This is a genomic window from Brevibacillus parabrevis (assembly GCF_003710905.1).
Lineage (GTDB): Bacteria > Bacillota > Bacilli > Brevibacillales > Brevibacillaceae > Brevibacillus > Brevibacillus parabrevis.
Genome location: NZ_RHHV01000010.1, coordinates 410,586 through 423,842, shown reverse-complemented (window position 1 = coordinate 423,842; position 13,257 = coordinate 410,586). Strand labels below are relative to the sequence as shown.

Here is a 13,257-nt window from a genome sequence, read left to right as displayed (position 1 = left end):
CAACAAAAAAATCCGTGGGGATATGCTCCTCAACGGATTTTTGCCGTTTGCCTGACTTGACCGTCCCGTTCAATGCTTGCCCCGTACGAAATCCGGTTCAGCTTGTCTATCATGCGCTGCTTGCCTTGACTGTCCTGCTCCGCGGGCTGTCCATTCACGATTTTCACAGGAATGACGCGGGAGCTGGTTTCTTTCTCTTTAAAAGCAAGCTCTACCATCATCGCTTCGCGTCCTTTCGAATTGTACGAGGTCGTAAACACAAAGTTGCCGACGCTGTAGTAGATCGGGACTTGCTTGTAAAATTCGACGCCCATCACGGAATGGCTGTGTGAGCCGACGATCGCGTCCACGCCGCTGTCGATCAGCTTTTTCGCCAACTCGCGCGCATACGGCTCAGGCGTGTCCTTGTACTCCAGGTTCCAGTGCATCACCGCAATCGTAATATCCGACTGGGCAACCGCCTGCTTCACATAGGACAGCATCGGTTCGTAGGAGTAGGCGTGAGCAAGTCCCGGCTTGTTTTTGCCCGCGTACCAGCGATAATTGGGCAGCACGTGGCTCAGGCCGATCACTGCCACTCGCTTGCCCTTGATCGTCTGGATCTGCGGCGCAAATGCTTCCGCTTCGTTTTTGCCTGCGCCCACGTAGCCGATTTGCTGCTTGTCCAAATGTCCGAATGTGTCCAGCAAAGCGTCTACGCCGTAATCGAGCGTGTGGTTGTTAGCCAGATTGACTACGTCGATGCCGGCATTTTTCAGTCCGTTCAGTGCGCTGGGCTGGGCGCGATACGTAAATTCTTTTTTCTCCGGCTTGCCGCGTGTGCTGACAGGCGTCTCCAGATTGGCGATGGCGAGATCAGCTTGTCGCAGAAACTCCCCTGTTTTTTGAAACGGATAGTCTACCCCGTGCCGTCCGATTTGCACCCCCACGCTTTTATCCAAAATGATGTCTCCCACAAACGCAATCCGGATTTCCTCCGCCGTCTCCTCTTGCTTCGCGTCCGCACCTGTCGCATGGATGGTCGGCGGACTTGCACTGCTGACCGCGAGCACCAACGCAGCAACGGCCACAGCAGCCGCACCGCTCCAACGAACAATCCCCATCCGCCTCACACGCCCTCTTGCTTTTTTATGCTCATTGTAGAAGGCTTGGGGCAAAAAGAGTGTTGAAGCGTGTCTTCGGACTTGCCATCATTTCTCGCCCTCATTTGACGAGACTTTTTTCCATGTCGAAGCGTGCTGTTTTCGCTAGTATAATAAGGACATACCTTTTACGCTGCAAAGAATGGAAAGGAGGAAAAATGGGTCAACCATCCGTTATGTTGAAAACGAAAACAGCGGTCCCTGCCTATCGCTTCGACAGTGTAAAGAGAAGTCATCTGCTGGAACAAATGAACAATGGGCTACAGTGCCGGCTCACGTTTGTAAACGCACCGGCGGGCTACGGAAAGACAACGCTGCTTTGCCAATGGGCGCACGATTTCAGCGGGCAGCTGGCGTGGCTTTCGCTCGATGAGAAAGACAACGATCTCGTCCGGTTTTGGCGCTATATCGTGCATATGCTGACAAATGCCTCTTCCCCGCATCTGGCGGAGAACATGGAAAACTCCATGAAGGCAACCTCTCATACTTCGATTTTTTCGTTTATAGACTCGCTGCTCAATGAGCTGGCGACAACGATTCACCAGCCGCTGGCGATCATTCTCGATGACTACCATGTGATTTCGGAAAGCGCGATCCACGACAGCCTCGCTTACTTTATTGAATATTTGCCAGGCAACTGCCATGTGTACATCGCCAGCCGCAGTGCCTTGCCCTTTTCAACGGCAAAATGGCGTCTTCGGAGCGAGCTTGTTCATCTGACGCCACAGCAGCTGTTGTTCGATCAAGCCGAGGCGTTCAGCTTTTGTCAGCAGGTGCATGGCTTGCTGCTTTCCGAGGAGCAAATCGCCAGTCTCGTCGCCAGCACAGAAGGCTGGGTCGCCGGGCTGCAACTCGCTGCGATTTCGCTTTCCACCTCCGGGAACCACGAGCGGTTTTTTGCCAAATTTACGGGGGCACACCGCGACATCTCCGACTATTTGTTTCACGAAGTGCTGGTGCAGCTGCCCCAATCGACGCGCGATTTCCTGTTGCTGACCTCCGTGCTGTCGCGGCTGGACGCCCACGTATGCAACGCGCTGGTCGGCATGACGGGCAGTCAGCAAGTTTTGGCTGAGCTGTACAGACAAAATATATTTTTGTTTCCCCTCGATGACGATCAGACTTGGTATCGCTACCATCATTTGTTTGCCGATTTTTTGCGCAGCCAACTGGAGCTGACTTACCCTGGCAAAGCTTACGAGCTGCACAAGCTTGCCAGCGAGAGCTTTGCTGCGCGCGGATTTCTGGACGAAGCCATCGAGCATGCGATTTGCGCTTGCGATTACCCGCTCGCCGTGCAGTTGCTTGCGCAGCACTTCCCGACGTGGCTTTCGCGCGGCGAATTTTTCACCTTGCTGCGCGCGCTTACGAGCATCCCGGATCACGGGCAAAATATGCCGCCGCTGCTCAGGCTGCTCTACGTCTTTTTGCTAATCGCTTGCGATCAGACCAGTCTTGCCCAAGCCGAGCTTGACCTGCTGGAAAAAGACTGCCAGAGCATGCCCCCATCCGCGGAGCGCGAACAGTTTGCCAGCGGCCTGTTTTTTGTCCGGGCCAATCTCGTCTTTGCCAACGGCGATTTCGCAAGCTGGGTAGCCAGCTCGTCCCAATTGCAGGAGGACTTGCCGCAAAACCCGTTGTTTTATCATCTGAACTACAACACGACCGAGCCGTTCATCCGCAGGACGCGATTCGGCTTGAAAGGGATGCTGTCCGAGGAAACGGAGCTGGTCGGCAAGCAGTTTTCCGCTATTCTGGAGGCGCACGGCTGGCAGGACTCCTTGATCAACAAATACGTCGTCCAGGCGCTGGCGGAAGGGCTTTACGAGGAGAACAAGCTCGAAGAAAGCTTCGCGTTTTTGCAAAAAATCGCGCCTGTAGCGCTGCAGCAAAAAATTCCCGGACTTTATGTTCCGTATGTACTGACTCATGCCCGGCACTTGCTGGCGAACCAGGATTTCAAGGAAGCGCGAAGGCTTGTCCAGGAAGCGATGGAGATTGTCACGGGGTGGTCGCAGCTGTACTGGATCAGTCCGTTGCGCGCTTTTCAGGCGTACATCGCACTCAGGGAAGGAGATGTGGCCTGGGCCGAGGCAGAGCTTGCCAAGCTGCCCCGCTCCACTTTTCACAAACCCAGTATTCATAAAGAGCTGGAGCAGTTGGCCTATGTCCGGCTGCTGCTCGCCAAACAGCAGGAGGCAGATGCGCTCAAGATTCTTGCCCCTTTGAAGCAAATTGGCGTCAGGGAGGGACTGTTAGGCAGCCAGGTAGAAATCGCCAATCTGCAAGCGATGGCGCTCCAGCAGCAAGGCAACAAGCGCGAGGCGTTGGCACATCTGCACGAGGCCCTTGTCATCGGGGCGAAAAACTTGTATGTACGCAGCTTTTTGGATGAGGGGCTGGCTATGTACAGCTTGCTCAGCGCTTACCAGCAGCGGGAAAACTCCAGGACGGAGCAAGCTCCTCCGGTCATTTCTCCCGACTATGTGCAGCAGTTGCTTGAGCTTTTCCCGAAAAAGCGGGCAAGAGCGCATGGCAGCTCATTCTCGCCGCTTCCAGAGCCGTTGACAGGCAAGGAAATGATCATTTTGTCCATGCTCGGCCAAGGGGCGTCCAACAAGCAAATTGCCGAAGAGCTGGGCAACACGGTCGGTACGGTCAAAGTGTACCTGCACCGGATTTACGGGAAACTCGGTGTGGAAAACCGTACCCAAGCGCTGCTCCGGGCACAGGAAATCTCGCTTTTGGAGGCGCCGACAAGCACTATGTTATAAAGCTGAGCTTTAGGATGAGAAAAGGCTTCGCCACGGTTTTGTGGGCGGGGTCTTTTTTCTTTTGGGGATAGTCGGGAGTTTCAAGGAAATTACTGATTGCATGAAAGCCTGTTTGAGTGTCGCTTTGTCGGGTGCGAGTGATCCAGCCATCTTCCGCCCCTTTCGCGAGCAGCCATAATCCAACGAGCAAAGCCGCGAGGGCGAGGTACCCCCGCTTGTGGTCAGCGCTCCGATCTGCAAGCCTTTAGCTGCTGTGGCGAGCCAGCCATCCCACCATGACTGCCGGAAACAAATACGCCATCATGACTTCCCGCCACAGCACAAACGATTTCGCCTTGCCTTGGGGCGACCCGTCCTCGTCTCAGCGACAGCCGCTGTCTTTGCCGGATGATTCACCCCCATGAATGAACTTCCTCCTTGTTTTTTGAATATATAATTAGGTTCCTAACTATATACCTGTGAAAATGGGCTAGTTTTCCTAGCCCGTCTTTACCTTTTCTTGCTGTTTGCTTGCACGTCTTTCTTTTCATCTGTCAGTGCCGAGATGCCTTCTGTCACGCGACCAAGCAGGGACAGAAATACGCTGCGCTCCTCCAGCGAAAGGGAACTGACCATCGCTTCCAGCCGCATGAAATGCTCAGGCGCCATGTCCCTCAGCTTGCTCGCACCCGCTTCGGTCAAAACAACCGCTTTTTGGCGTCCATCCTGCATGCTTTTTCGCCGGGAGACGAGTCCATCGCGCTCCAGCACGTCAATCAGGCCCGTCACCGTAGCGCGGGTGACGCCGAGATTGTCTGCCAATTGCGAAGGCAGCAGCTCTCCGTCGTTGGTTTCCAGCTCCGCCAAAAGCCGATAGCGCCCGGTTGACAAGCCGAAGCGGCCAAAGTGAATCTCCGCTGCGCTGCCGAGTTTCGCTCCCGCCTCCATCAGTCGCGCGGCTACAAGAACTGCCTGTGCGTCTACGTCCAGACTGTAGCGCGCAAGCTGTCGCCTCGCCTGGTCAAGCGAAGGAGCAGAGTCGAAGTCATGCTTGTTTTTCGGTTCGTTGTTCATGCACGTAGTATGGTGCCTAACTACTTTTCGTGTCAACCAAATTTTCCAAACCCATTTTTCAGTAGACCAGACAGGCTCGATCGGCTTATTTCGGTTGCATCCGAATCGCCCCGTCCAGCCGGATTGTCTCTCCATTCAGCATCGGGTTCGTAATGATGCTGTTCACCAGCTTGGCGTACTCGTCGGGCTGACCCAATCTCGGTGGAAAAGGCACGGTCGCTCCCAACACGTCTTTTACGGCGCGGGGCAGCTTGTCGTACATCGGCGTGTCAAACAAACCAGGAGCGATCGTCATCACCCTGATTCCATACGGAGCCAAGTCCCTCGCCAACGGCAAGGTCATGCCGACAATCCCGCCCTTTGCAGCGCTGTAAGCCACTTGTCCGACCTGCCCGTCAAAAGCAGCGATAGACGCTGTATTGACGATCACGCCGCGTTCGCCCGTTTTGGCTGGCTCGTTGCCCGCCATCTGCTCGACTGCCATTCGCACGACATTAAACGTGCCGATCAGGTTCACTTGCACGACTTTGCTGAATGTCTCCAAGGAATGAGGGCCGTTTCTGGACAGCGTCTTTTGCCCCAGAACCATTCCTGCGCAATTGACTGCGGCGTGAATCGTGCCGAAAGCTCCCGCCGTGCGCTCGATCGCCTCCCGCACGCTCGCTTCGCTCGTCACATCCGTCTGTACGAACAGGGCGTGATCGCGTCCCAGCTCATTTGCCAGGGCGTACCCCCGTTCGAGGTCCTGATCAAGAATGGCTACTCTTCCTCCGTGCTCTACCACATTCCTCACAGTGGCTTCCCCCAACCCGGAAGCTCCACCCGTTACAATGGCAACCACATCCCGAATGTCCACGCCATTCTCCCCCTTCCTGCAAATCGACATTCAGGATAAATAAATGCAAGTTGAGTACCAGCCGCGAAAAGCGCTGCCAGCCCTTGCTTCGGGTTACCGAAACTGTCCTTGTGTCCAAGCCGTTCGGACACTCGTGAGACAGTTTTCGTCCGATAAATGGACACGAACCGCCCTTCCTTCCGCTCAGCGCACAGGCCAGCAGCTGTGGTCATTGGCGTGCAGCAAAGCGGCTGAGAAAAACACAAGCAGTCTTTCACGGTGTCGTCAAAGCCATTCAGAAAAAAGCTGCGGAAGTGTTGCCCATGCCCAAGCAACGCTTTGTCTGGCCTTATCTATTTGGGACACGCTCAGCGAACTGAATCAGCGAAGAGTCAAATAAACAGGATGCACAAATAACCCCGCAAAAGGCGACTGCCCTTTCTTCGGGGTTTTGTTTGTTCTTGGCCAAAACAATGCCGTGACTCGGCTTCCAGCAGACTGTAGTTGGCGGGCACTGTCAAGCTGCCGAATTACGGCGCAATTTGCTCAACGAGATGAACGATGGCTTGCGCGACCTTTGCTTCGTAGCTCTCTTGGCGGCACAGTTCATCCCATAGTTGCTCATGCTCTTTTTCACCGGGCACATCAGCAGTTTTATGCTCTGCCTGCCCGTCTCCGCCAGCCGCGGCGGCCACCTCGGCATTTTGCGCACGATTGCGGACCAGCTCGTGTACCATGAGCAAACTCAGCAGCTTGTCCATATTCGCCTGATGACGAATCAGGTGCGGCTCCATCCGTCTGGCCATCTCCCACAGCTTCTCTGTTTGATCTTGTGCGGTCAGCATTTCCCTCTCAAACCTCCACACGGAACATAACTAAACAACATTAATTATATCTAATTATAATCAAATATAGAAAGATAAGAAATCAATCCGCGCTATTTTCCTGGACAGGCTGACGGAGATGCTGTGTGGAATCAGGAGAAAGTAGTCCGACCCTATTTTGTTGTATGATGGGCATATGCACGAACTGCTCGTTGGCCGCAAAAGTGTGCCCAACGCTATTTTTCCAACCCGGGAGGAACTATGGATCGCATTCAATATTTGTCGCAGTTCAATTTGTTGCGTTCCCTTTCCAGCGAAGACCTGATCGAAATGGACGAGCTGACCTCGATTACGACTTTTCCGAAATATACATTCATTCAAACGCCCGACACGTTCACGGAGGGGCTGTACTTTGTGAAGCGAGGGAAAGTGCGTTTGTATCGGCTCAATGAGGAAGGCAAGCAATTTACTTTGGATATTTTGCGCGAGGGGAACATCTTTGGCGAGATGGGGGATATTTCGCTAGGGACGCGCGGCCTGTTTATCGAGACGGTCGAGGAAAGCGATATTTGCGTGATGGACAAGGAGCGCTTCGAGAGTTATCTTCTTCGTCGGCCACGTTTCATGCTGAATATGATCAAAGTAATGAGTGAGCGCTTGTCGCACATGAGCAGTCTCGCGCAAAGCCTTGCTCTCAGAAAGCTGCACGACAAAATTATCCACGTTCTGGCGGAGCTTTCCGAACGGTTCGGGGTTCAGGACGATGGCGACGATTACAGCCGAATCGACATGCCCCTCTCCCATCAGGAAATTGCCCACCTGGTAGGGGCTTCAAGAGAAGCCGTGTCTGTAGCGTTGAAAGAGCTTGCGGAGGCGGGCATGCTCCGCACCGGGTTCCGTACAGTGACCGTCCACCGCGACATTCTCCGGGCGGCACAAAAACTCGCTCAGGATGACAGCTTGTGAACTGCATTACATCTTTTCCATTCGTGCTTCTCTTATGATGAAGAAGAGTTGAATGACAGGACGAAACGGAGAGAGAACGAGATGGAAAACAGGCCACTGGCTTCTTTGCAAACAGAATTGGATCGTGCTACCGCGCAGATGGAGCAAAACTTGCCCGCTGAAATGGTCAAGATGTTCGAGCAGTCAATCCAGCAAGTAAAGGCATCCGCTGGTGCTGCTGGCTTGAAAGCCGGAGCACAGGCACCAGACTTTTCGCTGACGGATCAAAACGGTGCCAGCATGACTTTGTCTGAACTGACGGTCAATGGCCCCGTCGTTCTTTTGTTTTATCGCGGCGTCTGGTGCCCGTTTTGCAATATTGCGTTGCGGGCTTATCAACAAGCGTCAGCACTTTTTGCGGAGGCAGGAGCGCAACTTGTGGCGATCAGTCCGCAAACGCCGACCTATTCAGCCAGCATGAAGGCAAATAACGAACTTGGATTTCCGCTTTTGAGCGATCCTCGCAATGAAGTCGCAGCCCGCTACCATCTCGTATTCGAGCTTCCGGAAGCGCTACGGGGAAGTTACCAGTCTCTTGGCATTTCTCTCGACGAGTATCATGGCGATTCCTTGTGGAAGTTGCCTGTGCCCGCAACGTATGTGATCGACCGTGAGAACATGATTCGTCTGGCTCACGTCGAAGCTGACTACAAGCAGAGGCTGGAGCCTTCCCACGTATTGGATTTGCTGGCTTCACGAAACGATTGGTAATCACGATTACGGAGGCGGCTATGCTATGACATTCGACGAAATGGCTTCGATTTCAGAAAGGGTGCTGAATCGGAAAGGAGCCAGAAAAGCTGGCGACATTCTCCCGGATGTGCTCGTTTTATTGAATGGCGGACGAATCGAGAGTGTCAATTTGACAGAGTGGTTGGCAGTCGATCATTTGCAACTGCTTAGGCACATCCTGGTTGAGCTTCAGTTGCAGCAGCATGCTGACGCGATGTTATCCGCGCTGGAACGAATCGCGGGGCAGCCGACGATGAAAGTCATCCCCGCCATTGCGGTCGAATGGCTAGAGGTGTTCCGTCAAAAGACTGGCGAGGAGCGTACACAACTGTTCCAACGCTTGGCGGCGCATCCGTCAGATAGCGTGCGCTGTTGGGCAGCTTACATCGTGGGGTTGGATCAGTTGGAACTGGAGCAAAAACTGGCGCTCATTCGCCCGTTTGCCGCCGATAGCCACTTCGGCGTCCGCGAAATCGCATGGATGGCTGTCCGGGACTCTGCTTCCCAACAGCTGAAACTAGCCATCCGCCTGCTGGGCGCTTGGGTACAGGAACCGAATGCCAATCTCCGCCGTTTCGCCGTTGAATTGACCCGTCCGCGCGGCGTTTGGGCCAAGCATATTGCGGAGTTGAAGGAGAATCCCGAATGGGGGCTTCCCCTTTTGGCGCCGTTGAAAGCCGATCCATCCAAGTATGTCCAGGATTCGGTTGCCAATTGGTTAAATGACGCAGCCAAGTCGCAGCCGGATTGGGTCGTTCAAGTATGCCGCGCGTGGCTGGATGCGTCCGATGAGAAAGCGACCAAGCGGATCGTGGCGAGGGCGCAAAGAAGTATGAAGGGCTAGGATGGGGGATGCTTTGTAGATTGCGTCATCGGTAGTTTCAAAAAATACCAATGCAAAAAGCTTGTTTGGGGTAATGCTTTGTAGGTTACGTCATCGGTACTTCAGGTGAAGCGAGAAAAGAGACGAATCGCTGTAGCTTCTTGGGATACCCCCTGTGGGCTTAGGCTGCACGGCTCCGGGGAAAAAGCGAAACCGCGTCAAAAGCAGCGGACTCAGGGAAGCGGACGCACGTTGACGCTTAAAACCGTGTTTCGCTTTTTCCTCAGAGCCTCGGTCGGTATCCCAAAGAGCTTTCGCGGATTCGTCTCTTTCCTCGTCAGGGGCTGGGTGTGGTCATCGGAAGTTTCAAGGAAAAATGCCAATGCATAAAAGCTTGTTTGGGGTAATGCTTTGTAGATTGCGTCATCGGTACTTCAGGTGAAGCGAGGAAAGAGACGAATCGCTGTAGCTTCTTGGGATACCCCCTGGGGGCTTAGACTGCACGGCTCCGGGGAAAAAGCGAAACCGCGTCAAAAGCAGCTCGCTCACAGATGCAGATTCACGTTGACGCTTAAAACCGTGTTTCGCTTTTTCCTCGGAACCTCGGTCGGTATCCCAAAGAGCTTTCGCGGATTCGTCTCTTTCCTCGTCAGCGGCTGGTTGTTGTCATCGGGAGTTTCACGGAAAAATGCCAATGCATAAAAGCTTGTTTGGGGTAATGCTTTGTAGATTGCGTCATCGGTACTTCAGGTGAAGCGAGAAAAGAGACGAATCGCTGTAGCTTCTTGGGATACCCCCTGGGGGCTTAGACTGCACGGCTCCGGGGAAAAAGCGAAACCGCGTCAAAAGCAGTGGCTCAAAGAAGTGGGAGCACGTTGACGCTTAAAACCGTGTTTCGCTTTTTCCTCAGAGCCTCGGTCGGTATCCCAAAGAGCTTTCGCGGATTTCGTCTCTTTCCTCGTCAGGAGCTGGTTGTGGTCGGCGCGAGTTTCAAAGAAAATGCCAATGCCAAAAAGCTTGTTTGAGCTGACGCTTTGTAGTCTGCGTCATCGGTACTTTAGCGGTGGTGATCGGGGTTTCAAAAAAACGCAGAAACATGAGCAAGAGTCTTCTTGAAGACGGTCACTTCATGCAACCCGTTCATGAAAAAACTTACTCAATTTCTGCTCTGGATTTTCCGCCCTTGAGCAACCTCCAAAAAACAATCTCCGACCAATGCTTACCGTTGGCCGAGGAAACAGGAGAAACAAGCGAAAGGGCTTTGGGACTCCTTCCGAGGCGGAGGTGAAAAAGGAAAACACGCCTTTAAGCGGCAACGTGCGTCCGCTTCTTCGATCTCGCTGCTTTTGACGCGGTTTTCCTTTTTCGCCGGAGACGGGCAGTCCACCCTTCCCCGCTAGAGGCCCACGTCCCTACAGCGGTTTCTCCTGTTTCCTCCCTCCCCTACAGCCGCGATCAACAGCCGCACTTGAATTTTTCATCCTTGATCAACTCTCAAAAAATCACGATCCGACCAATGCTTACCGTTGGCCGAGAAAACAGTGACCCCCGCCCATTTCCTCCCCATTCAAAAAAACTGCCACCCAGCAGTCTCCAAGCGACCACCAGGCAGCAGTTGTCTTTTCCCTAAAACGATCATTACTCCATCGTCAACACGACGCGGCCGTTAATTTGGCCTTTTTCCATCCGTTCCAGCACCTCGTTGATTTTATCCAGCGGCTGTGTCTCGATGATCGCGCGAACCTTGCCGCGAGCCGCGAAGTCGAGTGCTTCCTGCATGTCTTTGCGCGTTCCTACGATCGAGCCTTTGACCGTTACACCGTTGAGCACCGTATCGAAAATCGGGATAGGCAGCTCGGCATTCGGCAATCCAACCACCACGAGCGAGCCACCGCGGCGAACCGATTTGTACGCCTGCTCAAACGCTTTTTTCGTTACAGCCACACTAATCGCTCCGTGCACGCCACCGACCTGCTCGGTAATCGCCTCCACAGGATCGACCTCGCTGCTGTTGACCGTCACGTCAGCACCCAATTCTTTTGCCAGTTCGAGCTTCTCGTTGTGAATGTCTACCGCGACGACGTTGTACCCCATTGCTTTCGCATATTGCAGGGCTACGTGGCCCAGTCCGCCGATCCCGAAAATTGCCACCCAGTCGCCCGGCTTCACATTGGCGACCTTCAGCGCTTTGTAAGTAGTCACGCCCGCGCACAAGATCGGAGCAGCCTCCACGTCTCCCAGTTCATCCGGGATACGCGCCACATAAGCCGCTGGCGCCACGCAATACTCCGCGTAAGCTCCGTCTGCGGAATAACCGCCATTCAATTGCTTCTGGCACAAAGTCTCCCAACCCGTGAGGCAATAGTCGCACTCGCCGCACGCGGAGAACAGCCACGGGATGCCTACCCGGTCGCCCAGCTTCAAGGAAGTGACGCCTTCGCCCAGCTTTTCCACGACCCCTACCCCTTCATGGCCCGGAATCAAAGGCAGCTTCGGCTTGACCGGCCAGTCTCCATGCGCTGCATGCAAATCTGTATGGCAAACGCCGCACGTCTTGATTTTGACCAACACTTCCCCGTAACCCACCTCTGGAACCGCTACTTCCTTTACCTCCAGCTTTTGATGGAACTCGTTGACCACTGCTGCTTTCATCTCGACCTTCCTCCTCTTTTCCCCCACGGGCACCTGTTTGTGTGCCGAATGAGCGGTTATGTATTTTCGCTCCTATATATTTGCAAGCAGCATGCCAAATTGTAAGCGCTTTATCTTTCGCGCTTTTTCGCCTTGTCTCACCTTCGGACTGGCCGATTTTTCGGCCTATCAGCCAAAAAAACGGCCCGCGAGCCAAGCTTTTGGCCAAAAAAGGGATTCGACCCTGTCTGCGGTATTAACTACATAGGGAAAAAGGGGGTAAGCAGCATGCAAATATCCAAATTTATGACACCGGAGATCATCTTCGGCAACCAATCCATCGGCCAAGTCGGGGAAAGCCTTCGCCGTCTGGGAGCATCCCGCGTTTTTCTCGTCAGCGATCCCGGTGTCGTAAGCGCAGGCTGGGCCGAGCGAATCATCCACTACTTGCAGCAGCAAAAGCTCGACTATCATTTGTGGACCAACGTGACGGCCAATCCGAAAGATTACGAGATTCACGCCGGAATCGCGGCGTACCGTGCTGCCGAGTGCAACGCGATTCTCGGAGTCGGCGGCGGCAGCGCGATCGACGCAGCCAAAGCCATCGCCCTGCTCGCCACCAACGAAGGAAGCATTGTGCAGTATGAAGGAGTCGATCAGATTCAGCATCCGCTCCCGCCGATGGTCATGGTGCCGACTACGGCTGGCTCCGGCTCCGAAGTCTCGCAGTTTTCGATTATCGTAGACAGCGCGCGCAAAGTAAAAATGGCGATCATCTCCAAATCGCTCATCCCGGATATCGCCATCATCGATCCGCAAACCTTGATGACCAAAGACAGACAACTCACTGCCAATACAGGCATGGACGTCCTGACCCATGCCATCGAGTCGTATATTTCGCTCGCTGCGACGCCGCTTACCGAGGTTCACTCCCTGCAAGCCATGCGCCTGATCGCCGAACATCTGCGTCCATCCGCCGCCAGCCAGTACAACGCCTCCGCCAAGCAAGCGATGGCAATGGCGAGCTTGCAGGCCGGAATCGCTTTTTCCAACGCCATACTCGGAGCCGTCCACGCCATGTCCCATCAACTGGGCGGCTTCCTCGACGCCCCGCACGGGGAAGTAAACGCCATCCTGCTGCCGCACGTTCTCGAATACAACTATATCGCCGCTCCCGAAAAATACAGGCAAATCGCCGAATGTCTGGGCGAAAACACCTCGGGTCTGAGCACGCACGACGCCTCTCGTCTCGCCATGAAAGCCGTGACGAATCTGGCAAAAGACCTGGACGTGCCGCAATCGCTGTCTGCCATCGGGCTGCACCCTGACCAGATCGAACTGCTCAGCTCACTCGCCTTGCTCGATGTGTGCATGACAACCAATCCGCGCGACATGAGCGTCCAAGACGTCGCTTCTCTCTTTCGCCAAGCTCTATAGG

10 protein-coding genes are annotated in these 13,257 nt (G+C 54.3%); 5 read left to right on the top strand and 5 right to left on the bottom strand.

The genetic code is table 11. The annotated features are described in order from the left end of the window. Positions 1-29: 29 nt before the first annotated feature. Positions 30-1,103 carry a CapA family protein gene (locus EDM60_RS14795; protein ID WP_122964655.1) on the bottom strand — a complete coding sequence of 358 codons (1,074 nt, stop codon included), beginning with the start codon at positions 1,101-1,103 and terminating at the stop codon, positions 30-32. Positions 1,104-1,300: 197 nt separating this feature from the next. Between EDM60_RS14795 and EDM60_RS14790 the strand changes: the two genes are divergently transcribed. Further along, entirely contained in the window at positions 1,301-3,916 is a 2,616-nt protein-coding gene (locus EDM60_RS14790; protein WP_122964654.1) for a winged helix-turn-helix domain-containing protein, read from the top strand. Between the two features lie 489 nt (positions 3,917-4,405). Here EDM60_RS14790 and EDM60_RS14785 read toward each other — a convergent pair whose 3' ends face one another. The 3 genes from EDM60_RS14785 to EDM60_RS14775 all read right to left on the bottom strand — a co-directional run bounded on the left by EDM60_RS14785 (position 4,406) and on the right by EDM60_RS14775 (position 6,649). Further along, positions 4,406-4,969 (bottom strand): MarR family winged helix-turn-helix transcriptional regulator, encoded by a 564-nt coding sequence (locus EDM60_RS14785; RefSeq protein ID WP_122964653.1) that lies wholly within the window; start codon positions 4,967-4,969, stop codon positions 4,406-4,408. An 85-nt stretch (positions 4,970-5,054) separates the two neighbouring features. Continuing rightward, on the bottom strand, positions 5,055-5,825 hold the full coding sequence (locus tag EDM60_RS14780) for a 3-hydroxyacyl-CoA dehydrogenase (RefSeq protein WP_122964652.1): 771 nt from the start codon (positions 5,823-5,825) through the stop codon (positions 5,055-5,057). Positions 5,826-6,334: 509 nt separating this feature from the next. Then, on the bottom strand, positions 6,335-6,649 hold the full coding sequence (locus EDM60_RS14775; RefSeq protein WP_122964651.1) for a hypothetical protein: 315 nt from the start codon (positions 6,647-6,649) through the stop codon (positions 6,335-6,337). A 240-nt stretch (positions 6,650-6,889) separates the two neighbouring features. Here EDM60_RS14775 and EDM60_RS14770 point away from each other — a divergent pair, with 240 nt between their 5' ends. The 3 genes from EDM60_RS14770 (at position 6,890) to EDM60_RS14760 (ending at position 9,209) form a co-directional block, all read left to right on the top strand. Then, positions 6,890-7,594, top strand: coding sequence for a Crp/Fnr family transcriptional regulator (locus EDM60_RS14770; RefSeq protein ID WP_122964650.1), 705 nt, complete (start codon positions 6,890-6,892; stop codon positions 7,592-7,594). Positions 7,595-7,675: 81 nt separating this feature from the next. Beyond that, positions 7,676-8,344: a peroxiredoxin-like family protein gene (locus EDM60_RS14765; RefSeq protein WP_122964649.1), complete on the top strand. Its 669-nt coding sequence runs from the start codon at positions 7,676-7,678 to the stop codon at positions 8,342-8,344. Positions 8,345-8,369: 25 nt separating this feature from the next. Beyond that, entirely contained in the window at positions 8,370-9,209 is an 840-nt protein-coding gene (locus tag EDM60_RS14760; RefSeq protein ID WP_174769221.1) for a DNA alkylation repair protein, read from the top strand. A 1,617-nt stretch (positions 9,210-10,826) separates the two neighbouring features. On the opposite strand, the gene adhP is transcribed toward EDM60_RS14760, so the two are convergent. Beyond that, complete coding sequence (adhP, locus tag EDM60_RS14755; protein WP_063229972.1) at positions 10,827-11,840, bottom strand: alcohol dehydrogenase AdhP; 1,014 nt, start codon at positions 11,838-11,840, stop codon at positions 10,827-10,829. Between the two features lie 267 nt (positions 11,841-12,107). Here adhP and EDM60_RS14750 point away from each other — a divergent pair, with 267 nt between their 5' ends. Beyond that, a complete protein-coding gene (locus tag EDM60_RS14750) occupies positions 12,108-13,256 on the top strand; it encodes an iron-containing alcohol dehydrogenase (protein WP_122964648.1) in 1,149 nt (382 codons plus the stop codon). The last annotated feature ends 1 nt before the right edge of the window (position 13,257 follow it).